The sequence below is a fragment of the Pseudomonas sp. DC1.2 genome (genome assembly GCF_034351645.1).
Lineage (GTDB): Bacteria > Pseudomonadota > Gammaproteobacteria > Pseudomonadales > Pseudomonadaceae > Aquipseudomonas.
On sequence record NZ_CP133782.1, the window covers coordinates 3,032,816 to 3,058,015 of the forward strand.

The 25,200-nt window shown below is 58.6% G+C and carries 17 protein-coding genes; 7 read left to right on the plus strand and 10 right to left on the minus strand.

The features are described from left to right. Positions 1-87 precede the first annotated feature (87 nt). Positions 88-1,746 carry a nitrite/sulfite reductase gene (locus RHM68_RS13675; RefSeq protein WP_322215445.1) on the plus strand — a complete coding sequence of 553 codons (1,659 nt, stop codon included), beginning with the start codon at positions 88-90 and terminating at the stop codon, positions 1,744-1,746. After that, positions 1,730-2,224, plus strand: coding sequence for a DUF934 domain-containing protein (locus RHM68_RS13680; protein WP_322215448.1), 495 nt, complete (start codon positions 1,730-1,732; stop codon positions 2,222-2,224). The genes RHM68_RS13675 and RHM68_RS13680 overlap by 17 nt, the downstream gene beginning before the upstream one ends. A 44-nt stretch (positions 2,225-2,268) precedes the next feature. Here the strand turns inward: RHM68_RS13680 and RHM68_RS13685 are convergent, their stop codons facing one another. Together RHM68_RS13685 and sohB are read right to left on the minus strand one after the other, a co-directional pair. Continuing rightward, entirely contained in the window at positions 2,269-6,471 is a 4,203-nt protein-coding gene (locus RHM68_RS13685) for a leucine-rich repeat domain-containing protein (protein WP_322215451.1), read from the minus strand. Between the two features lie 185 nt (positions 6,472-6,656). Beyond that, positions 6,657-7,679: a protease SohB gene (sohB, locus tag RHM68_RS13690; RefSeq protein WP_322215453.1), complete on the minus strand. Its 1,023-nt coding sequence runs from the start codon at positions 7,677-7,679 to the stop codon at positions 6,657-6,659. Between the two features lie 202 nt (positions 7,680-7,881). Here sohB and RHM68_RS13695 point away from each other — a divergent pair, with 202 nt between their 5' ends. Beyond that, positions 7,882-8,592 carry a histidine phosphatase family protein gene (locus tag RHM68_RS13695; RefSeq protein ID WP_322215455.1) on the plus strand — a complete coding sequence of 237 codons (711 nt, stop codon included), beginning with the start codon at positions 7,882-7,884 and terminating at the stop codon, positions 8,590-8,592. Between the two features lie 50 nt (positions 8,593-8,642). Then, positions 8,643-8,957, plus strand: coding sequence for an SCP2 sterol-binding domain-containing protein (locus tag RHM68_RS13700; RefSeq protein WP_322215457.1), 315 nt, complete (start codon positions 8,643-8,645; stop codon positions 8,955-8,957). A gap of 83 nt (positions 8,958-9,040) precedes the next feature. Here RHM68_RS13700 and RHM68_RS13705 read toward each other — a convergent pair whose 3' ends face one another. Continuing rightward, positions 9,041-9,631, minus strand: a complete 591-nt coding sequence (locus RHM68_RS13705; protein WP_322215459.1) for a hypothetical protein — start codon at positions 9,629-9,631, stop codon at positions 9,041-9,043. Between the two features lie 263 nt (positions 9,632-9,894). On the opposite strand from RHM68_RS13705, the gene RHM68_RS13710 reads away from it, so the two are divergent. Then, complete coding sequence (locus RHM68_RS13710) at positions 9,895-11,742, plus strand: amidohydrolase (protein ID WP_322215462.1); 1,848 nt, start codon at positions 9,895-9,897, stop codon at positions 11,740-11,742. Positions 11,743-11,978: 236 nt separating this feature from the next. Next, the gene (locus tag RHM68_RS13715; RefSeq protein ID WP_322215465.1) at positions 11,979-13,697 is read left to right on the plus strand and encodes a hydrogenase maturation protein; all 1,719 of its coding nucleotides are present in this window, start codon (positions 11,979-11,981) and stop codon (positions 13,695-13,697) included. A gap of 51 nt (positions 13,698-13,748) precedes the next feature. On the opposite strand, the gene RHM68_RS13720 is transcribed toward RHM68_RS13715, so the two are convergent. Continuing rightward, positions 13,749-16,379, minus strand: coding sequence for an MGH1-like glycoside hydrolase domain-containing protein (locus tag RHM68_RS13720; RefSeq protein WP_322215468.1), 2,631 nt, complete (start codon positions 16,377-16,379; stop codon positions 13,749-13,751). Positions 16,380-16,600: 221 nt separating this feature from the next. On the opposite strand from RHM68_RS13720, the gene RHM68_RS13725 reads away from it, so the two are divergent. Further along, positions 16,601-17,755, plus strand: a complete 1,155-nt coding sequence (locus RHM68_RS13725) for an SRPBCC family protein (protein WP_322215470.1) — start codon at positions 16,601-16,603, stop codon at positions 17,753-17,755. Positions 17,756-17,776: 21 nt separating this feature from the next. Here RHM68_RS13725 and RHM68_RS13730 read toward each other — a convergent pair whose 3' ends face one another. From RHM68_RS13730 to RHM68_RS13755, 6 genes are all read right to left on the minus strand, one after another. After that, positions 17,777-18,019, minus strand: a complete 243-nt coding sequence (locus RHM68_RS13730) for a DUF465 domain-containing protein (protein WP_322215472.1) — start codon at positions 18,017-18,019, stop codon at positions 17,777-17,779. 190 nt (positions 18,020-18,209) lie between these two features. Then, positions 18,210-20,849, minus strand: a complete 2,640-nt coding sequence (locus RHM68_RS13735) for an excinuclease ABC subunit UvrA (RefSeq protein ID WP_322215475.1) — start codon at positions 20,847-20,849, stop codon at positions 18,210-18,212. A gap of 97 nt (positions 20,850-20,946) precedes the next feature. Further along, positions 20,947-23,058, minus strand: a complete 2,112-nt coding sequence (locus tag RHM68_RS13740; RefSeq protein ID WP_322215478.1) for a hybrid sensor histidine kinase/response regulator — start codon at positions 23,056-23,058, stop codon at positions 20,947-20,949. Positions 23,059-23,267: 209 nt separating this feature from the next. Further along, a complete protein-coding gene (locus RHM68_RS13745) occupies positions 23,268-23,927 on the minus strand; it encodes a DUF799 domain-containing protein (RefSeq protein ID WP_322215480.1) in 660 nt (219 codons plus the stop codon). Next, a complete protein-coding gene (locus RHM68_RS13750) occupies positions 23,924-24,295 on the minus strand; it encodes a DUF4810 domain-containing protein (RefSeq protein ID WP_322215482.1) in 372 nt (123 codons plus the stop codon). Before RHM68_RS13750 ends, RHM68_RS13745 begins: the two co-directional genes overlap by 4 nt. A gap of 30 nt (positions 24,296-24,325) precedes the next feature. Further along, positions 24,326-25,000 carry a CsgG/HfaB family protein gene (locus RHM68_RS13755; RefSeq protein ID WP_322223797.1) on the minus strand — a complete coding sequence of 225 codons (675 nt, stop codon included), beginning with the start codon at positions 24,998-25,000 and terminating at the stop codon, positions 24,326-24,328. Positions 25,001-25,200 lie beyond the last annotated feature (200 nt).

Here is a 25,200-nt window from a genome sequence, read left to right on the forward strand (position 1 = left end):
GCGCAGAATTGCCGAGGCAGTATCGGACGCAAGCAAGCGAAAAAAGCAGCTGGATCCGACCGGCCCAAGCCTGAGAACAGGACTTATATGTACGTATACGACGAGTACGATCAGCGGATCATCGAGGACCGCGTCAAGCAGTTCCGTGATCAGACCCGACGCTATCTGGCTGGCGAGCTGAGCGAAGAAGAATTCCGCCCCCTGCGCCTGCAAAATGGCCTTTATATCCAGCGCTTCGCTCCGATGCTGCGGGTGGCAGTCCCTTATGGCCAACTCACTTCGCGCCAGACGCGAATGATGGCCAAGATTGCCCGCGACTACGACAAGGGCTATGCCCACATCAGTACCCGGCAGAACGTGCAGTTCAACTGGCCGGCGCTGGAAGACATTCCGGACATCCTTGCCGAACTGGCTACCGTGCAAATGCACGCGATCCAAACCAGCGGCAACTGCCTGCGCAACGTCACCACCGACCAGTTCGCCGGTGTCGCCGCCGACGAGTTGATCGACCCACGCCCATGGTGCGAAATCGTTCGTCAGTGGACTACCTTCCACCCGGAATTCGCCTACCTGCCGCGCAAATTCAAGATCGCCATTAACGGTTCGACGTCAGACCGTGCGGCCATCGAAGTTCATGACATCGGTCTCGAGCCGGTGCATAACGCCGCGGGCGAACTGGGTTTCCGCGTGCTGGTAGGTGGCGGCCTGGGCCGTACACCGGTAGTCGGGGCGTTCATCAATGAGTTCCTGCCGTGGCAAGACCTGTTGAGCTACCTCGACGCCATCCTGCGGGTTTATAACCGTTACGGCCGTCGCGACAACAAGTACAAGGCGCGGATCAAAATCCTGGTCAAAGCCTTGACCCCTGAAGTCTTCGCGCAAAAAGTCGACGCGGAAATGGAACACCTTCGTGGCGGCCAGACCACGTTGACCGATGCCGAAGTGCATCGCGTCGCCAAACACTTCGTCGATCCTGACTACAAGGCCCTCGACAATCAGAGTGCAGAGTTGGCCGACCTCGACCAGCAAAATCCAGGCTTCGCACGCTGGCGCACCCGCAACACTCTCGCGCACAAGAAACCGGGTTATGTGGCCGTGACTCTGTCGCTGAAGCCGACTGGTGTTGCGCCGGGCGACATCACCGACAAACAGCTCGATGCGGTGGCTGACCTGGCCGACCGTTACAGTTTCGGTCAACTGCGCACTTCCCACGAGCAGAATATTATTCTGGCCGACGTCGAGCAGGCTCAGTTGTTCTCGCTGTGGGGCGAATTGCGCGAGCAAGGTTTCGCCACGCCGAACGTTGGGTTGCTGACCGATATCATCTGCTGCCCTGGCGGCGATTTCTGCTCCTTGGCCAACGCCAAGTCGATTCCGATTGCCGAATCGATCCAGCGCCGTTTTGACGACCTGGATTACTTGTTCGACATTGGCGAACTGGACCTGAACATCTCTGGCTGCATGAACGCCTGTGGTCACCACCACGTTGGTCACATCGGGATCCTCGGGGTGGACAAAAAAGGCGAGGAGTTCTACCAGGTATCACTGGGTGGCAGCGCCAGCCGTGACGCCAGCCTCGGTAAAATCCTCGGTCCTTCGTTCGCCCAGGACGCTATGCCGGATGTGATCGAAAAGTTGATCGACGTGTACATCGAGCAACGTACCGACGATGAACGCTTTATCGACACCTACCAACGTATCGGCATCGACCTCTTCAAGGAACGCGTCTATGCAGCGAATCATTAAAAACAACGAGGTTGTCGACGAAACCTGGCACGTGTTGCCAAAGGACGCGACGCTCGACGGTATCTCCAACTGCGACGATTTGATCGTGCCGCTGGCCCTGTGGCGCGATCATGCTCACGCCCTCAAGGCCCGCGACGGCGGCTTGGGTGTCTGGCTGGACGCCGATGAAGAAGCTGAAGAAATCGGTGAAGACATTTCACAGTTTCAGGTGATTGCCTTGAACTTCCCCGCCTTCACCGATGGCCGCAACTACTCCAACGCCCGCTTGCTGCGTGACCGTTATGGTTTCAAAGGTGAACTGCGGGCGATTGGCGACGTGCTGCGTGACCAATTGTTCTACCTGCATCGCTGCGGCTTCGACGCCTTTGCCTTGCGCGCAGACAAAGATCCTTACGAAGCCCTTGAAAGCCTCAAGGATTTTTCGGTGACCTACCAAGCCGCCACTGACGAACCGCTCCCGCTGTTCCGCCGCCGCTAATCTGCGTCACCCTGAACCTCTTTGAGGTTCAGGGTTGCACACGGTTAGCTGACGGGCCCTGGACCAATCGGAAACGGCTGCCCCATCGCCACCCAGTCTCTGTACAACCGGACACGACCTTCCAGCGAAACCAGGATCGCCATCGGATTATCAATATCGGCATCCCCGACTTCAACCTCCTGACTCAAGCGCTCCCATAGCGGCGGCGAAGCCTGCGCTTCGCTCAACAGTCGCCACACCCGTGCCTGAAGCGCCAGATAATCGACCCGGTAGTCAGCGGTCAGACTCAAAGCGTTCATAAAGCCCAAAAAGCGTATCCCTCCCCTTTTTTCCGCCACACCCTCCCAGATCGATTGCCGGGCGGCCCGTTGCGCGTCATCGCTTTCATGCAGCCAAGCACGCGAAGTGCCGTAGTCAGCGCCGGGAGTTCCTAACCATAAATTGATTCCGGTCCGCTCTCGATGACTGATCAAACGCCGCAACGTGTCCTCGTCCATCAGGGGGTTACCCCACAACTGCACGCGCCCAGGGGCGATGGATTGACTGATTACCGCAGGCGGGACCCGCGCAATCTGGTTATCGCGTAAATCAAGAGCTGTCAGGTAAGGCGGGTCCATGATGCCGATCGGGCAGGTGGTAATCCGCGTGTTTCGCAGATTCAAACGACGCAATGCGTTCATTCCCAATACAACTGGAGAAACGACTAAGGGATTGTTGCTCAGATCCAGATCTTCAAGCCTAACCAGTTCGCGTAACTGCGATGCAGTTTCCAGCTTGAATTGCAGCTGGGTTGACCCGAGGTTCAACGACGTAAGTTGAGTCATTTGAGGTATTGCAGGCGGCAAACAACCTTCGAGCACTCCGTCGATGTTGGTCTGGGTCAGATCAACGTCTTCCATGTTTAACGTCCGAAGGTTTGGAAAGCACTCGAGAAAAACATCCAGACTTTCTTGCTCCGTCACGTTCAAGGCCCGCAACGACAATTCGACAACCTCACTTAAACGCACACTCAGGGTCGGCAATCGGTGATAGCTTTCTGCATCCATATTGAGTTTGAAACCAATAAAATCTCCATTCGAATAAACACGGTTGTCGGGCCGGTTACGCTGGCTCCAGATAGAAAATAGTTCTTCAGAGAGTTCGATCCTGGTCTGTCTTTCATGGTCCACTGCCTGTTGCAGCAACTGAAGATTGTGCCCATGAATCTGCTCTGGCCCCAACCCTTGCGCGGCATCATCACCCGCCACCAAAAAATCGACATGCATGTCATGGATGTCGTCGGTAACCCTGTCGATCCAGTCTGCCAAGTCCGCGGACAACTGCAGGCATTGCCGACGTAACTCATCAATGTGCGCCTGAGCCCCGACACCTGCACGTTGCAGTAACTCATCGGCTTGTACGCTGGAGGAGTCCGGGTAGATATCCTTGACCTGCAACCTCATCATTTCATGCGTCATTGCGTCGGCCTGAGGCGTATCCGGAAAGCCGCCTCCGCGCAACCCCTGAGCCTCGAAAGGTAGCCCGCAATCCATCCTGTGCAGCCCAAGCATGAGTTGGGATCGCGTCAGGGCGTTGTCAGCAAGCAGGCCCCTCAGGGCGCGCGCCTGATTCATAGCAGGCAAACGCAGCGCCAAGCGCTCCTGCGCAGACAAGTGATCGAGCACCGCAGCAATAAAATCTTCACCGTCAACGTTCGCGCCCTGGCGTTGGTACTGATTGGCTACCTTGATCAGCGGTCGACGATCAACGCTACCCAGCGGGCCGCAATGATCCAGGATTCGCCCCTGCGACACAGCGTCCAGCACTTCAAACCTCAGGCCTTTTGGCCATCCTGGCAAGTTCTTGAGTGAGTGTAATGCCAGCGTGTCTGACTCAGGACCGGCCATTGCAGGCAAGTAAAGGCCTTCATACGCACGGTTTAGCCGAACATGTTGTTGATACTGCCTGGCCTTGTCGGCCAACCGTTGAAACACGCGCATGACGTCGACGGGATCAGCGGGCACCTGAATGTCCACGCCATATCGGTCGAGCATTTGCTCAACGGCGCTTTTGGGCAGGCCTGGGTATTCGTGCTGAAACAACCTCACCCATTCGTTCGAGGAGCTTTGGAGCGCAAGGTAGCGGTTGTTTAACAATAGCGTTCGTTGCGCCTCGGCCTGACTGGCGAGACGAACCCTCAAGCGAGCTGTCGCCGCCATCAGATCGTGTGTCAGGGGCTCGCCCAGCAGCGTTTCGGCAGTTGATTTTTCGAGCCGGCACAGCAACGCCTCTAACCAACCAGGCTCGGACAGTTTTACATAAATGACTTGGGCCGCATCTGCCGACCCGAACGCTTGCCGACTCACGCCGCCTGGAGTGTCCAGCAACCGCAATGATGTTGCCGACGGCCAGCCCGGTGACTGAACCAGCAGTTGCAACTGCAATGGCGGATCAAGGCTGTCTTGCAGCGCCCTCGTGCTGTTTCGCATGCCATCGATGAACTGTGTCATGTCCTGATCGATTCTGAAGCGGCTGATCGTGTCGGACAGCATGGGCGTCATCGGTCTCCCTGACGACATCAGGCGCAGCATGTCGTTATCGATGTCGGTGACGTGGCCAATCTGTGCCAGTACCTCATCGCTGAGGGACGATACGGGCTCTCCAATTCGTCGGATCAGCTCCGCACGGGTGGCGACGGGTTGAAGCGGCGGCGGATGCAGAATCACCTCGATATCAGCCACCGGCGTTACCTCTGACGTTCTGGACGGTCGCTGCGCCCTGTTCAGCAGAGTCGCCTCATCAGCCGCAAGCGCCCTCCCACCTCCCACCAACGGCAACGCATTGAGCAGGCCGAAAATCATGCGCGTCGCACCTTGCCGCGTTTCACCCTTGACGACCTGATCCAGCCCATAACCGGCATCAATGATCCCGGCTAACGCCAACAGTCCCTCACCTCCTGGAACGAAGAGTGCCAGCGGCCCAAATGTATTGATCCATTGCACCGCCGACTCGACAACCGCACTCAAGTTGTCACGGTTGACCTGCGCATCGTCGAAAACGCTATCAACAAGGGCAAAGGCTTCCCGCTTCATGACCAGTACGCATTGTGCAAATGGATCGGTTCCCGAAGATGCCGGGGTAAAGCCAACGTAGTCCGCAGGCTCCCAGTAGCCGTCATTGTTGAAAAAACCGGCACTTTTCGTCAGCGCGTGCCGCCGAGGATAAATCGCCATACCCTCCAACGCAGTCAGCACCCCGGCATGAAATGTACCGTCGTTACGATCATCTGGCGCAAAGTGAGACGCCAACGCCTGCCGCGTATCGGCGCTTTTGCCCTGCACCACAATCCACTCCAGCAGTTGCGGGTTATCGGCAAATTCATGCAAGGGTGAAGAGTTGCCCGGTATGTACAACAAGATTCTGGAACTGCTACGGTCCTGGTAGCTCCAGATGTCTGTGGCGGTATACCGATAGAGCTTCAGTCGACTGGCCAAGACAGAGGCGGGAAGTACCGTCGCTGCCCGTAGTTGCTCGTCCTCAAGTGTTCGCCAGAGCTGATCAGGCGGCAACCCTGCGGCGTGCAAGGCGAGCGCCAGCCCATGCGCGGTGAGCCTGTGCTCTTGATGTTCAAGCCAGGCTGCCCAGACAAACGCCGCCTTGACCGACGTCCTCAGCGGATAAGGAGCACTCGCGACAAGCACATCGTCTGCCGCCCACGTTCGATCAAGATAGGCGCGGTACAAGTCCTTGACGTTCAGTTGCCAGACCCAGGCCTTGAAGTCGGCCGGCTTCAGGTTGATTTGCGTGTGTGGACCGTAAATTTGCGGAACGGTATGGCGATAGATACCTTCATACGTTTGATGAATAAACCCGAGGCGGTTAGTAAGCTCATCGGTTTTCTCGACGATGCGCACGAACGGCCCGACATCTGGTGGCGTGTACAGGCCAAACGCGGTTTCACCAAAACTGCCATCACCCACCGCCTGATAGTTGGAAAGCAAAGCTTGGGTCAACGTGCGGGAGGTCACCACCTTTCCCGCAAGCACCTCGCTCTGAGCAGGACGTCCGGTATAGCGGTAGTCGAGGGTGACCAATATCGCCGTTTGCGGGTCGATGTCGCGCCCCCATTTGTCATTGATCAGTTGCGCGCAAAACTGACTGGGCGACAGGGGCAGCGCGTTATTGACGCTTGCGCCCAGCGCGTTACGCATCAGAGGGGCCGGCAGCGTACTCGGGGCAATCGGGGCATCAGTAGGGAGATCAGGCATACGCAATCCATTGCGAGCAGTAGAGGCTTACAACATACCGAAGCGCAAGGCACTTCAAAGCAGGAAAGAATCACCAGCGGGCTTAGGACAATTCCCAGCGTTGATGAGGAAAACAGAAAACCCACAGCAAAAAAAAGGAACCGTGACAAGTTCACGGTTCCTTTTTCAATTGTGACGTGCGGGTTTTACCAGAAACGTTGCTGGGTCAAACGGCTCCACCATGTCAACAAAACGCGGTCCACAGAACCACTCGCGGCCATACCAATGCGCTCTTGAAGGCTTTTGCGCTCTGAGTAGTGCAGGTGGTAAAGCTCGGATTTTCTGGCCCGCTCGGCCAGGTACTCGTCACTGGTTTTCAGCTCATCGACCAGCTGTTTTTCCAGTGCCGCGACACCCAGCCAGACTTCTCCGGTAGCCACTTCATCGATTGCCAATTGCGGGCGATAGCGAGAAACGAAGTTCTTGAACAACTGGTGCGTGATGTCCAGATCTTCCTGGAATTTCTCGCGTCCCTTATCAGTGTTTTCGCCAAAAACGGTCAGGGTGCGTTTGTATTCACCGGCGGTGAGAACTTCAAAATCGATGTCGTGCTTCTTGAGCAAACGATTAACGTTGGGTAACTGCGCCACCACGCCAATCGAGCCGAGGATGGCGAACGGCGCGCTGATAATTTTCTCGCCGATGCAGGCCATCATGTAGCCACCGCTGGCGGCCACCTTGTCAATGCACACGGTCAACGGTACGCCAGCCTCGCGGATACGCGCCAGTTGCGACGACGCCAGACCATAGCTGTGAACCATGCCGCCACCGCTTTCCAGGCGCAGCACCACTTCGTCTTTCGGGGTCGCCAATGTCAGCAGCGCGGTGATTTCGTGGCGTAGGCTTTCGGTGGCGGACGCTTTGATGTCGCCGTCGAAATCCAGCACAAACACCCGAGATTTGACCTCAGGCGCCTTCTTCTGTTTTTTCTCGGACTTAGCCTGGGACTTGCGCAGCGCCTTGAGTTGCTCCTTGTCGAGCAAGGTCTGCTCCAAACGTTCACGCAAGCCTTTGTAGAAATCATTGAGCTTGCTGACCTGCAACTGGCCCGACGACTTTCGCCGTCCTTTGCTGCGCAATGCCGCAAAACTGGCCAAAACCACCAGAATGGCGACGACCAGGGTCACGGTTTTAGCCAGAAAACTGGCATATTCAGCTAGAAACTCCACAGGGACTCCTTCAAACGATGCGCAGCAGAGGCGCGCGCGCGATGGCGCCAGCATACCCATGCGCTGCGCTTGGGGCCAGTCGTGAAACCTCTGGCGACAAGCCGGCAAGCGGCCTTTCAAACAAGCGTATGTTTTTTCATTGACAGCTCAGCGCCATCCTCATAACCTCGCCGAACCTTCAACGTACCGGGACGACGCGGACGTGGGCAGTATCTACTTGATTCGACATGGCCAGGCCTCCTTTGGTGCAGACGACTACGACGTCTTGTCGCCGACCGGTATCCGCCAGGCAGAAATCCTCGGCCAGCACCTGGCTGAACTCGGTGTCAGCTTTGATCGCTGCCTTTCGGGCGACCTGCGTCGGCAACAGCACACGGCCAACAGCGCACGGCAACAGTTCGTCGACGCAGGCCTCGCCGTCCCACCGCTGGAAATCGATCCAGCCTTCAACGAATTCGATGCCGAAGCGGTCATCCGCGCCCTGCTGCCGGCGCTGCTGCCGGACGAACCCGAAGCATTGAATTTCATGCGCAATGCCGCGCAGAACCGGGGTGAATTTCAACGTATTTTTTCGCTCATCATCGAGCGCTGGCTGGCGGGCACCTACGACACCGAGGGCCTGGAAAGCTGGTTGGGGTTTGTCGAACGCGTGCAAGGCGGATTGAACCGTATCCTCGAGCAAGCAGAAGAGGCCCAGAAAATTGCCGTATTCACCTCCGGCGGCACCATCACTGCTTTGCTCCACCTCATTACACAGATGCCGGCAAAGCAGGCATTTGAATTGAACTGGCAAATCGTCAACACCTCGCTCAACCAACTGAAGTTTCGTGGTCGCGAGGTGGCTCTGGCTTCCTTCAACAGTCATGCACACCTGCAACTGCTGAAGGCCCCGGAACTCATCACGTTTCGCTGAGTCCGGAATAGTGTGACCCCGGCTGTAACCACCCAATAAAGGATCGAACCATGACCTCCGTAGCTGATGCCGTACAAGCAATGAAAGCCAAGTTCAACCCAGCCGCTGCTGCCGGTCTGGACCTCGTATTCGGTTTCCGTATCGATGACACCCAAAACTTCTCGTTGATCGTAAAAGACAGCACTTGCGAGCTCAAAGAAGGCGAAAACCCAGACGCCCAGGTGACCTTGGTGATGGACGGCGAAACCCTGCAAGGCATCGTCGACGGTTCGACTGACGGTATGCAAGCGTTCATGGGCGGCAAACTGCGCGCTGAAGGCGACATGATGTTGGCGATGAAACTGTCCGAGCTGTTCCCGTCTTGAGATGACGGCTCCTCCCTATGGCGGGGAGCCTCTCTGTCGGCCTATGAATCCCGTCTAGATGACGGGATTTGTTGTTTCAGGGCCTAGCGCGTACCCGCGTCATCCATCTCTTCGAAAACTTTGACGTAAGCTTCGTGTTCTTCGTTTGCGCTATCAACTTCTAACACTTCACCATCAAAACCGAGGTTACCCTCGTCGCCGTCGAGCTGCAGACCGATGACAAACCTGCGATAGCTCACCTGTAGATAAAGATTGTAAAGATCCGCCGGCTTATCCGGCGCAGTGAACACGCTGTAGGTGTAGCGCACACGCTGGGTCAGCACCGGCCATCTGTCCCAGATAGGCTGCGTATCCACTCGAGGCTGAACATCCTCCAGCGCCTCTATGGCCGCCTGAATCAGGAACTCGTTGTCCTTGGCCTTGAAAACGAATGGCTTGCTGCGCGTCATGATGTACGGATTCAACTTGCCGTCGAGTTCCTGAGGGACATACGTACCATTACGAAACCATTTCGTGGCATCGAACGTTGGCCCATCAGTGCCGGTGGCGCGAGACGTCATCATCACCGTGCCGGGAAGACCTGGCCCCTGACTGGCATACAGATAAGTGCCGGCCAGACCGACAGCGATGAGCGCTGCCATCAAGATGCCTTTCGGGTTACTGACGTTGATCATCGTCTACTTCCTTGTGGGAGCGGGGCGAGGAATCTACCCGATCTATCGGGCGGTTAAAACAGGCCGTTCCCACATTTGCGGTCTATATTCCTTCTGGCTGCCTGCGTCAGACATCGGCTGTTCAGTCCGATTGTTTTACGCAGAACACCGCCATGAACCTACCTGACGAACACCACGGATTTAATCGTTACCGTCTCATGCAAAGCGTTTCGGCAGGTGCCACAGGTGCCTGGATCAACCCGCTATCCTCAGGGAGTCACACCATGCCCGACGCACCGGCCGACCTCATTTTGTACAACGGATGCCTGCACACCGTTGACCGCAAGAAACCCCAAGCCAGCGCGGTGGCGATCAAAAACGGGCGCTTCGTGGTGGTTGGCAGCGACGCCCAGGCGATGGCTTTGCACGGCCCGGGCACGCAAATCATCGACTTACACGGCCGCACGGTAATCCCTGGCCTCAATGACTCGCACCTTCATCTGATTCGCGGCGGCCTCAACTACAACCTTGAACTGCGCTGGGAAGGCGTGCCATCGCTGGTCGATGCTCTGCGCCTGCTCAAGGAACAGGCTGATCGCACCCCCACGCCACAATGGGTGCGCGTGGTCGGGGGCTGGAACGAATTTCAGTTCGCCGAAAAACGCTTGCCGACAATTGAGGAACTCAACAAAGCCGCACCGGATACCCCGGTGTTCGTCCTGCACCTCTATGACCGCGCCCTGCTCAACCGCGCCGCGCTTAAAGTGGTCGGCTACACCCGCGACACCCCGAACCCGCCAGGCGGCGAGATCCAACGCGATGCCAATGGCAACCCGACGGGGATGCTGATCGCCCGTCCCAACGCGATGATTCTCTACTCAACCCTGGCCAAAGGGCCAAAACTGCCGCTGGACTATCAGATCAACTCGACCCGCCAGTTCATGCGCGAACTCAACCGCTTGGGCGTCACCAGCGCTATCGATGCCGGCGGCGGTTACCAGAGTTATCCGGACGACTATCAGGTCATCCAGCAATTGGCCAACGACCAACAACTTACGGTGCGCATTGCCTATAACCTGTTCACTCAGAAACCCAAGGAAGAACTGAGCGATTTCAAAAACTGGACCCACACTTCGCACTTCGGCCAGGGCAACGATTTCCTGCGCCACAACGGCGCCGGGGAAATGCTGGTGTTCTCGGCGGCGGACTTCGAAGACTTCCTTGAGCCGCGCCCGGACCTTGCGCAATCCATGGAAGACGATCTGGAGCCGGTGGTGCGACACCTGGTGGAGCAGCGCTGGCCGTTCCGCCTGCACGCCACTTACAACGAATCCATCAGCCGCATGCTCGACGTGTTCGAGAAGGTCAATCGCGACATTCCGTTCGACGGTTTGCCGTGGTTTTTCGACCATGCTGAAACCATCACCCCGCAGAACATCGAGCGGGTCAAAGCCCTGGGCGGCGGCATTGCGATTCAGGACCGCATGGCGTTTCAAGGCGAATACTTCGTTGACCGTTACGGGGCCAATGCCGCGGAACAGACCCCGCCCATTGCGCGCATGCTCGCAGAGGGCATTGCGGTCGGCGCGGGCACCGATGCCACGCGGGTTTCCAGCTACAACCCATGGACTTCACTGTATTGGCTGGTGAGCGGTCGCACGGTCGGCGGCCTGGCGCTGTACCCGCAAGGCTTGAGCCGGGACACTGCGCTGGAACTCTTCACCCACGGCAGCGCCTGGTTTTCTTCCGAACAAGGCAAAAAAGGCCAGATCAAGGTCGGGCAACTGGCGGACTTGATTGCACTGTCGGCGGACTATTTCCACATTGATGACGAAGCCATCAAATGGATCGAGTCAGTGCTGACGGTGGTGGACGGCAAGATCGTCTACGGCAGCAGCGAGTTTGAAAAGCTCTCCCCTGCGCCCATACCGGTTATTCCCGAGTGGTCACCTGTGACCAAAGTGCCCGGACACTGGAAACCTCAGGCGCCGCTGACGGCACAGGTCCATCACTGCGTGGGCGCTTGCGCGGTGCATGCCCATCGTCATGAGCAGGCGCGACTGTCCTCGGCGCCGGTCAGCGATTTTCAGGGCTTTTGGGGCGCGTTCGGCTGTTCCTGCTTTGCGTTTTGACCCGCCCCTGTTGGACGGGGCTTTACGACCGTCCTCTCTTACAGTTGAAGCGATACACAGAAGCGTCTGCCGGCCCTGGACCTACACCCACGCCCTGGGGACGACATACTTGCTGACACATGCTTGATCTCGATCAGTTGTCCGGCGCTGCGTAATCACTACTATCGCGCTTCCATCGAACGCCACGGACGGCTCATTGCCGGGTATGGCGGGACATTCTCAAGGAAGAGGCACGCATGCGTTCACTGAAGATCATTCTATTGTCCTCCGCATTTAATGGCCTGACCCAACGGGCCTGGCTGGCGTTGCGCGAAGCCGGTCATCGCCCCAGCGTGGTGCTGTTCACCAACGAGGCGGCTGTCTGCGAGCAGATCGAACACACCGGCGCTGACTTGGTGATCTGCCCGTTCCTCAAGGACCGCGTACCGCAACAACTGTGGCGCAATCGCCAACGCCCGGTGGTGATCATCCACCCAGGGATCGTCGGTGACCGCGGTGCCAGTGCGCTGGACTGGGCGATCACCCGTGAACTGGACCGTTGGGGCGTGACTGCGCTGCAAGCAGTCGAAGAAATGGACGCCGGGCCGGTCTGGGCCACGTGTGAGTTCAACCTGCCTCAAGGTCTGCGAAAGTCCGAGTTGTACAACGGACGAGTCAGCGACGCGGCGATGCTGTGCATCCATGAAGTGCTGGAAAAATTCACCACCGGTTTTGTTCCGGTGCCACTCGATTACAGCCAGCGTCATGTGCTCGGCCGTTTGCAGCCGAACATGACACAGGCCGACAGAACGTTCAGCTGGCACGACTGCTCGCGTTTCATCAAGCGCAGCATCGACGCCGCCGATGGTCAGCCGGGGGTGCTGGCGAGCCTGGCGGGCGGACAATATTACGTGTTCGACGCGCACCTGGACTCACGCAGCGGTACGCCGGGGGAGATTCTGGCCGTCCACGATGATGCTGTGCTGGTAGCGGCCGGTGACCGGAGTGTGTGGATCGGTGCATTGCGGCGCAAACCGCTTCCCGGTGAAGAAACGTTCAAGCGCCCCGCTCGTCATGTGCTCGCCGAACACCTGCACCCAGTACCGACGCTGGACTGGTCGATTTCGACGCAGCCGTTCAACAACGAAGCCTATCAACCGATCCGCTATCGCGAGTCCGGTCACGTTGGCGAGCTGACCTTCGAGTTCTACAACGGCGCCATGAGCACTGAACAGTGCCAACGACTGGTCACGGCGCTGCGTTGGGCCAAGGCGCGTGACACTCAGGTATTGCTGATCAAGGGCGAACGCGGCAGTTTTTCCAATGGCGTGCATTTGAACGTGATCCAGGCAGCGGAGGTGCCGGGGCTGGAAGCCTGGGCCAACATTCAGGCCATCGACGATGTCTGCCAGCAATTGCTCAGCGCTCGGCAACTGGTGGTCAGTGGCTTGACCGGCAGCGCCGGGGCCGGCGGTGTGATGCTGGGGCTGGCCGCCGACATCGTGTTTGCCCGTGAAGGCATCGTGCTCAACCCCCATTACAAAACCATGGGGCTGTACGGTTCCGAATACTGGACCTACAGCTTGCCCCGCGCCGTGGGCCCGGCCATGGCGCAAAAGCTCATCGAAGAGTGCTTGCCGATCAGCGCCGTCCAGGCATTGCAGCTGGGCATGGTCCAGGAAATAGGTCCGCGCTGCCCGCAAGAGTTCGGGTTGTGGTTGCTGCAACGGGCCAACGGCGCGTTGAGCGATCCGGTGTATGACGCTGTGCGCAAGCGCAAGACTCAGCCCGACAAGCAACTCATGCAGCACTGCCGCAACGCGGAGTTGGAAGACATGGAATTGGACATGGTCCACAACCGCCAACAGTTCGCCGAAAAGTGCCGCAACTTTGTCTTCAAGCGCAAGGTGTGTGGCACGCCACGGCGGTTGATCGCTGAGTGGACCATGGCGCAGCAGGCGGCGCTGGCAGGCTGATGTGGCCACGCCTGTAATAGTCTCAGCGCGGGTAAGCTCAGCGGTTCGGCGTCAAGGTTGCAAGAGCAGCACCACCAAGGCACTCCACCCAGTCTGATGGCTGGCCCCCAACCCGCGTCCAGTTTCGCCATGAAAATACTCATGGAATAACACCAGATCGCGACTGGCCGGGTCGGCCTGCAAGTGTGGATACGCCGCCATCGACGGCCGATTACCCTCTTCGTCACGCAAAAACAGCCGGGTCAGTCGCTGGCTCAGGCTGTCTGCGACCTCCTCCAGCGACGCCAGAAACCCCGAACCCGTGGGGTACTCCACCGAGAAATCCTGGTCGTAGTAACGATGAAATTCACGCAAGGCTTCAATCAGCATGTAGTTGATCGGCATCCACACCGGCCCCCTCCAGTTGGAGTTGCCGCCGTACAGCCGTGACGCCGACTCACCCGGCTCGTACTGGGCGCAGAGCCGGTGGCCGTTAATCTGCAAACCGAAGGGTTGTTCGGCAAACGCCTTGGACAGCGAACGGATGCCGAATGCGGACAAAAACTCGCCCTCATCGAGCATCCGCTTGAGCAGATCCTTGGTGCGCTCCCCCCGCAACAGCGCCAGCAGCATGCGGTTGCCTTCACCGGGTTCGGTCCAGCGTGAGACCAGGCTGGCCAGGTCCGGCCGATGACGCATAAAACCCAACAATCGCTCACGCAGTCCCGGCAAGCCCTCATGCTCGTGTTGTTCCAGCACCTGCACGGCAAACAGCGGCATCAGGCCGACAATTGAGCGCAACCGCAGCGGCTCGCTCACCCCGTCTGGGCGGTGCAGCACATCGTAGAAAAACTGATCCTGTTCGTCCCACAGCCCTTCGGCGTCAGAATCGACTTTGTTGATTGCCCCGGCGATGTACAGAAAGTGCTCGAAAAATTTCACCGCGATGTCGACGTACACACTGTTGCGTTTGGCCAGCTCCAGGGCGATGCGCATCAGGTCCAGTGCGTAGGCCGCGACCCAGGCGGTGCCGTCTGCCTGATCGAGTTGATAACCCGGCGGCAAAGACGCCGAGCGGTCAAACAGCGCAATGTTATCCAGCCCCAGAAAGCCGCCTTGAAACAGGTTGCGTCCCTCGGCGTCCTTGCGGTTGACCCACCAGGAGAAATTCAGCAGCAGTTTGTGGAAGATACGTTCGAGAAAATCCAGGTCTGCCACCCCTGTCAGCGCTTTATCCTGCTGATACACCCGCCAGCAGGCCCAGGCGTGTACCGGTGGGTTGGCGTCGTCAAAACGCCATTCATACGCTGGCAATTGGCCGTTGGGGTGCATAAAGCGGTCTTTGACCAGCAGCAATAGTTGGTGCTTGGCAAAGCCCGGATCGATCAACGCAAAGGCCACAGCCTGAAAGCCCAAGTCCCAGGAGGCGTACCACGGATACTCCCAGGTGTCGGGCATGGACACGATGTCGATGTTCGACAGGTGCCGCCAATGAGTGTTACGAATGTGCGCGCGCTCGGGCGCAGGCGGCGGTTGCGCCGGGTCGCCGTCCAGCCACTGATTGACGTCAAAGTAGTACAGCTGTTTTGACCAGAGCAACCCGGCCAATGCCTGGCGCTGCACATTGCGCGCATCGGCGTCGGGGATTGCGGCTTGCAACACCGCGTAAAATTCATCGGCGTCGGCGCGGCAACGTTCAAAGACTTCCCTGGCATTGACCTGTGCGGCGCCGGCGGGCGCAAACCGCAGGAAAACACTGCGACGCTGCCCCGCGTCGAACTCCAGCAAAAAGTGCGCAGCGGCACGGGTTCCGCCTGTGCGACTGACCGCTTGGGCCACGCCATCGACCACGCAATCATTGATCCCGTCCTTGAACGGACCGGTGGCTGGCCCTCCATCAAGTTTGGGAAAGTTGCTCTGGTTTTCACAGAACAACCACTGGCAATCTGCTTCGCCCCAGGCAGTGGCCTGTCGTTCGGCCTGTTGCGGATGCAAGGCCAGCACGTGCTCGCCATCGAGGGCCAGGCTCGGCTTCGGTGTGTCGCCCTCCCAGCTCCAAGTATTGCGCGCCCACACCTGCGGCAACACATGCAAACGTGCTGGCTGCTCGGAACGGTTATGGACGGTCACACGCATAAAAATATCGTCGACTGCGTGCTTGGCGTATTCGACTGTCACATCGAAATAACGATTGTCGTCGAACACCCCGGTGTCGAGGATTTCATATTCAGCGTCGGCCAAGCCCCGACGAGCGTTCTCAGCGACCAGGTCAGCGTAGGGGAATTCGGACTGCGGGTATTTGTAGAGCATGCGCATGTAGGCGTGGCTCGGTACACCATCGACGTAAAAATACAGCTCCTTGACGTCTTCGCCGTGATTGCCCTCGCTGTTGTTAAGGCCAAACAGGCGCTCCTTGAGAATCGGGTCGTGCTCGTTCCACAGGCCTAACCCAAGGCACCAGTGCTGGGCTTTATCGGAAAACCCTGCGAGTCCGTCCTCACCCCAGCGATAGGCGCGACTACGAGCATGGTCGTGGGGAAAATATCGCCAGGCATCGCCGTCGCTGCTGTAGTCCTCGCGTACCGTGCCCCACTGGCGTTCGCTCAGATAAGGCCCCCACTCGCGCCAGTCCTGAGCCTCGCTGCCAGCCAAGCGTTGGCCTTCACGGGTATCGAGAATGTTCGCTGCGGGTTTTGCCGTCATAGGTCGGTCCGTTGATTCAGAAGACGGGTTGCAGTGTAGTGCGCACACCCCGGCAGGAAAGTGAAAACTGTGACATCCAATGAATAGCAACGCTTGTGGGCGCGCTAATCGCCCATGAAACCGCTAAGAAGAGAGCCTGGATGGCGGCAATCAAGGTTGCTCCGACCTCTCTGGCAGGATCGACTAATCTGCAGTGATAACAACTACCCCAGGTGATTGCATTGAGGCAGACCACCGAAGCATTTCGCAGCCGCTACCGCGCCGATATACACCGATGCTACAACCCCTGGCTGCACGGAGCGTTTGTACTGCTGTTTGGCCTGCTGGCCATTGGCGGTTTCTGGCGCACCGTGCAGCAGATTCGGCCCTTGGAATGGCTGGCGGTGCCGCTGACATTGTTGTTTTTCAACGCCGGCGTCTACGCCGTCCATCGCCATCTGGGGCATCACAAAAAAAGCTGGGCGCGGTTGTTCTATATGAGGCATGCCGGCGACCATCACAGTTTTTTCGCCCCCGGACACATGACCTACGACAGCGCCTTGGACTGGCGAGTGATCCTGTTTCCAGCGTGGCTGATCGTGCTGTATACGGGCGTCATCACCCTGCCCGTCTGGTGGCTGCTGTCGCAGGCCAATACCAACGTTGCTGGACTAGTTGGTGGCTGCCTGGTTTCAGGTTACCTGGCCTATGAAGTATTCCATGCCTGTGAGCACCTTCCCCCCGGCAACCCGGTCACCCGAATGCCGTGGGTCCGTCAGATGCGCCGCCTGCATGAACTGCATCACCGTCGAGAGCTGATGCAGACGCGTAATTTCAATATCGTATTGCCATTAATGGACTACCTGTTCGGCACGCTGTACTGGGAGCCGGAGCAGGCGCCACTCAACCTGACGAGCCCTCTTATGACACGCATGCGGCATCAGATCGACATTGCTGGAAACCCGATTTCGGTGCTCGCTTATGCCTGCACCGTGACCCGTTGGCCAGAGTGGCATCCGTCCTCGTTGAGGGTCGAAGGCCAGAGCGGCGCGCTGCACGCCGGGGCCCGGTTTGAGGAGGATATTCGGGCCGGAGGCCGTGACGGGCACCTGAGCTGGGAGGTCGAGGAATACCTGCCGGGGCGCCGTTGGAGTGCTCAGGCACAAGGCGATCATGGTCTGTCGCTGATGGTGACCTACGAGTGCGAAACCTTCGGTGACGGCACTCGGTTTGTCCGAACCCTGAACTATCGCTTCAGCGGCCTGGCAATGCGCATTGCCAACCGCTTGCTACTCAAGCGGCGCATCGAGCATGAATCAGCCGCCTCACTGCGGGCCTTGCGCGACAGCGTGCAGCAGCACTTGGCGCGGCACCCGTCGAACAAGGCGTTACCGTAAACCTGGACGACTACGCGAGTGTCAGGAGCGGGCGCCCAACTGCTGGACGATCTTGTCCTTGACCAGCAAGCGCTTCTCCTTGAGTTTTTTCAGCGCGTCATCACTGGGGGCATTCGAGGTCGCCGTTTCGGCTTTCACCACCTCGGCGTCCGCTTGCGAATACTTGTTTAGCAGTGAATCCAGTAATGGATCCTTGGTGCGTTTTTGCTGGATCTCTTCCTTCGTGCAGCTCAAATCCTGAAAAAGGTCGTGGGTCACCGGCATGGAACACCTCCGTTGGTTGATCGGTAGCAAACGCGATCAATTGCGCTCACCAACTATCAGAATGGCCTCGGTTACCGGGTTCTGTCGACCGCCTATCAGACCAGCGGTGCCCGTTGGTCGTCCTGTCGTATTCGCGATAAATGCGTTTTGCTTGCGTAAGCCGCCACCCAATCACGTTCATTTTCAGCGACTACCCGGCGCGGCCCAGCACCTTGGCCAAAAACGCGGCTGTGCGGCTTTTTTTGCTGCTGGCCACCGTCTGCGGCGTCCCCGCCACGACAATTTTGCCTCCCTGATCCCCTGCGCCAGGCCCGATGTCGATCACCCAATCGCTCTGGGCGACCACCCGCATTTCATGCTCGACCACGATCACCGTGTGACCCGCCGCCACCAGGGTGTTCAACTGTTCGAGCAAGCGATCAACGTCCCGCGGGTGCAGCCCCGTGGTGGGCTCATCCAGTACATACAACGTAGCCCCTCGCTGACTGCGTTGCAGCTCGGTGGCCAGTTTGATCCGCTGGGCTTCACCGCCAGACAGCTCCGTGGCCGGCTGACCCAGGCGCAGATAACCCAGGCCAATGTCGCGCAGCACCTCTAACGAGCGGTGAATGCCGGGCTGTTCGGCAAACACCGAGACGGCTTCGTCCACCGTCAGTTGCAACACCTGGGCGATGTTGAGGCCCTGCCAGGTGATCTCAAGCGTTTCAAGGTGATAGCGAGCGCCGTGGCAGGTTGGGCATGGCGCATACACGCTGGGCATAAACAGCAACTCGACGCTGACAAACCCCTCGCCCTCGCACGTCGGGCAACGCCCCTTGGCGACGTTGAAGGAAAACTGCCCGGCGTCGTAACCCTTGGCTTGGGCTTGGGGCGTGGCGGCGTAGAGTTTGCGCACGCTGTCGAACAGGCCGGTGTAGGTCGCCAGGTTCGAGCGCGGGGTGCGGCCAATGGGTTTTTGATCGACCTGCACCAAGCGTTTGATGGACTCCAGCCCTGCGCTGACCTGACCGCCACTGGCGTAGGGCACGTCATCTTCAAGGCTAAGCGTCTGCGGCTCGCGTTCGCTGACGCCGCGCCCCAAATGAGCCCCGACCAACTCCAGCAGTGCCTGGCTGACCAAACTGGATTTTCCGGAGCCCGAAACACCGGTCACCGCCGTAAAACAGCCCAACGGAAATTCGGCACTCAGGTGATTCAGGTTATTGCGGGTGATGCCGTCCAGGCGCAGCCAGGCCGACGGCGTGCGGCAGATTCGCGGTGCAGTGACCTGCTCGGCAAACAGGTAGGCGCGGGTCTGCGATTCGGTGATCTGCGCCAGACCTGCCGGTGGCCCGCTGTACAGCACCCGTCCGCCCTGCTCGCCCGCCGCCGGCCCCACATCAATCAGCCAATCGGCGCGGCGCATGGTTTCAAGGTCATGCTCGACCACAAACACGCTGTTGCCCTCGGCCTTCAAGCGCTGCAAGGCGTCGAACAGCGCTTCGCCATCGGCGGGATGAAGACCTGCGGAAGGCTCATCCAGCACGTAAATCACGCCGAACAGTTGCGAGCCTAATTGCGTCGCCAGGCGCAAGCGCTGTAACTCGCCAGACGACAAGGTCGGGGTGCTGCGCTCGAGCGCTAAGTAGCCGAGGCCCAAATCGGTCAGGGTGCTGACGCGTTCCAGCAAGTCCTGCGCAATACGCTGCGCAGCCAAGCGTTTTTCCACTGACAAGTTCGGCGTGTGGCGCACGTCTGGCGCCTGCGCGTGGCCACTGCCGCCGTGGGCGACGCGGTGTTCGCGTACCGCGCGAGTCTGACGGTGTGTCAGCACTTCGCTCGCCGCATCAGGTTGTTCGAGGTAACGCTGAGCCGCCACCGGTTTCAAAACCTCGGCCACTTGCAGCAACGGCATCTGCGACAGTTGGCCAATGTCGTAACCGGCAAACGTCACCGACAGGGCCTCACGTTTGAGCCGCTTGCCGTCACACAACGGGCACGGGCTGCCGAGCATGAATTGTGAGACACGCTTTTTCATCAGCGCGCTTTGTGAATGACTGAAGGTGTGCAGGATGTAGCGTCGGGCGCCAGTAAAAGTACCTTGGTAACTCGGTTGCAGGTTGCGCTTGAGGGCAACGCTGGTTTCTTCGGGCGTGAGTCCCGCATACACCGGCACCGTCGGCGTTTCATCAGTGAAGAGAATCCAGTCGCGCTGCTGCTTTGGCAGCTCGCGCCAAGGCTTATCGACGTCGTAGCCCAGCGTCACCAGAATGTCGCGCAGGTTCTGCCCCTGCCAAGCCACGGGCCAGGAGGCTACCGCTCGCTGGCGGATAGTCAGGCTGGGGTCCGGGACCATCAAGGCTTCGGTGACTTCATAGACCCGTCCCAAACCATGACACTCAGGGCACGCCCCCTGAGGCGTGTTGGGCGAAAAATCTTCGGCATAGAGCATCGACTGCCCCGGCGGGTAGCTACCGGCCCGGGAGTAGAGCATGCGGATCAGGCTCGACAACGTCGTTACGCTGCCCACCGAAGAGCGCGTACTCGGCGTGCCACGTTGTTGTTGCAGCGCAACTGCCGGTGGCAGGCCCTCGATGGAGTCGACGTCCGGCACGCCGACCTGATCGATCAGGCGCCGGGCATACGGGGCCACGGATTCAAAATAGCGTCGTTGCGCTTCAGCGTAGAGGGTCGAGAACGCCAGCGAGGATTTACCCGAACCCGAGACACCGGTAAACACCACCAACGCATCCCTGGGAATGTCGAGATCAACGTTCTTCAGGTTGTGTTCCCTTGCGCCACGCACCCGAACCATGCCGGCGGGTGGATTGGCGGTGCGTTTTGAAGTCATGAACCTGCCTTGATTGGCGAATGGATAGAAGCGAGTCCCTGCCTAAGCGCTAGGCGTAGCAAGGCGACTTGTCACCTCGCCGCCCGGAATCGATGGTTTAGCCGTTGAGCACCGTGCGCACCATCCGGGTCAGTGCGTCCGGGCCATAGGGCTTGCTTAGCAGATATGTTTCGGGGCTCAACTGATGATTACGCGAAATGATGTCCCGGGTGTGACCGGAAGTGAACAACACCGGTATGGGCGGGTTCTGCACCTTGGCCCAGGCGGCCAAATCTGAACTTTTGATCAGACCGGGCATGACCACGTCGGTGAAAATCAGATTCACCGCCACGCCGTCCAGCAACATTTGCATGGCGGCGTCACCGTTGATTGCGGTCAGCACCTGATAGCCCTCTTCTCGCAGCAATTCCACGGCTGAAGCCCGCACTGCTTCATTGTCCTCGACCACCAGAATGCATTCGTGACCGCCCCGGTGCGGCACATCATAGAGCGTTGTTTCGCGCAGCAACGGACGCAGGCTACGGGGAAAATACAATTGCACCCGTGTGCCCTCTCCGACCACGCTGGACATCTCGATGTGCCCACCGCTCTGCTTGACGAAACCGAACACCATGCTCAAGCCGAGGCCGGTACCCTGGCCGTCGGCCTTGGTCGTAAAAAACGGCTCGAACGCCTGGGCCAGCGTCTGCGGCGGCATGCCAATGCCGCTGTCAGAGACCGTCACACGCAGATAATCTCCGGCAACGATTCCTTTGCCCTGACAAAACCGTCGATCCAGCGCAACGTTTTCAGCGTTCAAACCGATGACTCCATCGCCTTGCAGGGCGTCCCTGGCGTTGATCGCCAGATTGAGAATGGCGTTTTCCAGTTGGTTGCGATCTACATTGATCCGCCAAGGTTCTTCAGGCAGTTGCACATCGATGTGAATGGTTTCACCCAGCGCACGGTGCAACAACTCCCCCATCCCTTCGAAAATCTGTCGCGGGTCGCAGATGGCCGGTGACAGTGGCTGACGCCGGGCGAACGCGAGTAATTGCGAGGACAACTTGGCCCCCCGTTCGACCGCTGCGATGGAGGCATTGACCCGGCGCTGCACGTTGGCATTATCGGGCTCATTGCGCGCGAGTAAATGCAGGTTGCCGGCGATAACCTGCAACAAGTTGTTGAAGTCATGGGCCACGCCACCGGTAAGGCCACCGATGGCTTCAAGCTTCTGCGATTGACGCAGTTGCTCTTCAGCCATCAACCGCGCCTCGACTTCATTGGCGACCCGTTGCTCCAGGTTGCGGGTGAACTTGAGCAGCGACTCCTCGGCGATTTTGCGTTCGTTAATGTCAATCAGCACACCCGGAAAACGAAACGGCTCGCCCTGTTCATTGAATTCGCAACAACCGCTGGCCAACACCCACAAATACGTGCTGTCGGGACGAAGGACGCGGTATTCGGCGTTATAAGGGACGCCCTTGGCGACCGATTGATCGATCCGGTTCCTGACCCAGGCCAGGTCGTCCGGGTGAATCCGCGCTTCGGCGATGTCAGGTGCCAGGTTGAGCAGGTTTCGCTCAGGAGGGTAAGAAAAAGTGCGAGCGAAACGCTCGTCGCCAGACAGCGTATCGGCCTTGATGTCCCAGACGAATGAACCGAGCAAAGCCCCGGCGTTGAGCGCCAGGCGCACACGCTCGTTGTCGGCGCGATAGGCATCTTCAGCTTCCCGACGTCGGCGTTCGGAAATCACATGCTCGGTGGTTTCAACCACCATGGCCATGACGCCGGCAGGTTGCCCTTCGTCATTGGCAACGGGACTGTAATAGAGGTCCAGCCAGACTTCTTCCGGAACGCCATCTCTCAGCAACACCAACTCTTTATTGCTATAAGACAGCGTGCCGCCTGCCAGGCAGGTGTCCATGACATATCGATTGAAATCGGCCACTTCCGGCCAGCCCTGCTCAACCGCCGCACCTAAAATATAGGGATGGCGTCCACCGGCAAACACCGAGTAGGCGTCGTTGTAGATCATGTAGCCGGTACGGCTCCAGAGCATCACCATCGGCAGCGGTGAGGCCAGCATCAACTGCACCGTGCTGGACAGGCTGGCCTGCCAAGTATCGATAGGACCGAGTTCTGTCTGGCTCCAGTCGAACGCGCGAATGCGTCCGGCCATTTCACCATTCCAGCCGGCACATCCGTGGCTATCCGATAGAAACTGCATCGACTGACTCTAAGTCCCGATAAATGACAGGGTTTAAGCAAGTGCAACGGCACACAAACGATGCCCACCCGTTTGTTTCGAGCATGGTCGAGGCGAATGGTTTCATACAGGTATAGCGGATTCAAATTAAAAACGTATGGTGAGCGGGGCTTGCCCCCAGCTCACCATGCAAACGCCCGACAACAGGCGCTGGACCTGACAGGGTGGTATCAATCAGTGCCGTATTTAGGCGAACGCGGGCCGTACAGTAAACCTGCACGTTGTCCCGCCGACAGCAGCCGTGTGCTGGCTACGCCGGCTATCGGGTGAGCGGCATCTGTGGAGCTGTTGATCACTTGCTTGACCGCTGCGACCACCAGCATGCCAATCAAGTTGCCACCGCCATTGTTGTTACCCTCTTCGCTCGACGCGCGGGCCGAACCGGTCCACAGGGTGGTGCCGGTTTTGAGGTCCACCAGCTTCGCATTCGCAGTGACCACGGTTTCACTGTTAATGATCATGTAGCGGGTGCCGTAATCGGTCACGGTGATGTACAGCGCCGCATCGGCACCAAAGATGTCCCGCAACTTGTCGGCTGGCGCTTGGTGGATGTCCGCTGGGGTGGTCAGGCCATTCTGGCGAAATGTTTCATCGACCAGCGCAATTGGCAGTACGTAGTAGCCTGCTTCAGCCAACGGAAAGGTCACTTGGGACAACAAGCTGTAGGACGCCTTGACGTCCGGCGAGTTGTTTAGCGGTGGCAATACCAGAATGGTTTTCGGACGGCTTTGCTTGTACGCCGAATAGTCCACGGTCTTGGGACTGACGCAACCGCCCAGCACTGCCAGGGCCAGCAGGCCGGCCATCAGTTTCAATGCGCGCGGGATCATTTGGCGTCTCCGGTTTTAGCGTTCTTGAGCAGAAAATCCATGTACGGACCAGACTCGGGAAACAGGGTTTTCTCGGTTCTGAACTGCTGCACCATCTGGTCGTCCTTGCCCATGCTCAGGTACAACAACCCGAGTTGAGCGTGGTAACCAGGCGGTGGCGTATTACCGGTGGAAGCGATTTTTTGCAGATCACGTTCCAGGGCTTCGGCCTGAGCTTCCTTGGGCGTTTCGCCCTTGAAATACTCATAAACCTCAGGTTGGTAGCTTTCCCATTGGTAAAGGGTTTTCGGACCGGAATTACAGCCGGCCAGCAACGCGCCGCCCGCCAGGGTCAAGGCCATCAATGGCCACGACAGGTACTTGTTCATACGATTATTGCTCCTTGCCATCAACCTTGATCAGTTGCCCGGTTTCCATGCACCGGAATTCATGCCATCTACCAAACGATTGATCGCCTCACGCATGGCCAGGTCGAGCACCTTGCCGTTGAGGGTCGAATCGTAGGCCGCCGTACCACCAAAACCGATGACTTCACGGTTGGACAAGGCGTACTCACCCGCGCCCTGGGTCGAATAGACGACTTCCGAGGTACTGATGTTGACGATGTTCAGGTTGACCTTGGCGTAGGCAACCTGGGTCTTGCCGAGCCCGAGAATGCCGAACAATTGGTGGTCGCCGGTCTCTTTACGGCCGAATTCCGTGACATCACCCGTCACCACAAAATCAGCCCCCTTGAGGCGCTGGGCCTGGCCTTTGAGGGTCGCTTCCTGCTGGATCTCGCCCATGTTGTCGCGATCCAGCACGCTGAAGCGATGGGTCTGCTGCAAATGGGTGATCAGAATGGTCTTAGCCTGCCCGCCGAGACGGTCAACGCCGTCGGAGAAGATGCCGCGCATGTAGCTCGAACGGTTATCGAACTTACCCACGGCCATCGGCACCCGGACACCGGTCCAGGCCTGGCTGGCACTTTCAACTTTTTCGATGGGCAATGCCCGGGAGCTTTCGGTTGCACAGCCCCCCATCGCAACCACTACCGCAATCGCGGCACCTGATACCAACACTCGAGAAATCATTCTCACTGCAAATCCCTTCTGAAAAACTGTTGATCCCGGCATAGCGATGACCGACCGCTGCACAAGGCAGCAGCGAAAAAGCGCTGGGGAGATAGAACCAATAATCGATGTGCGGTACATCGACGGCGCGCATTATGCCAAAGTGCCACCACTGAATACAGCTTTAAAATAATCTGGCGTCGGTCGATTGACCCGCACGC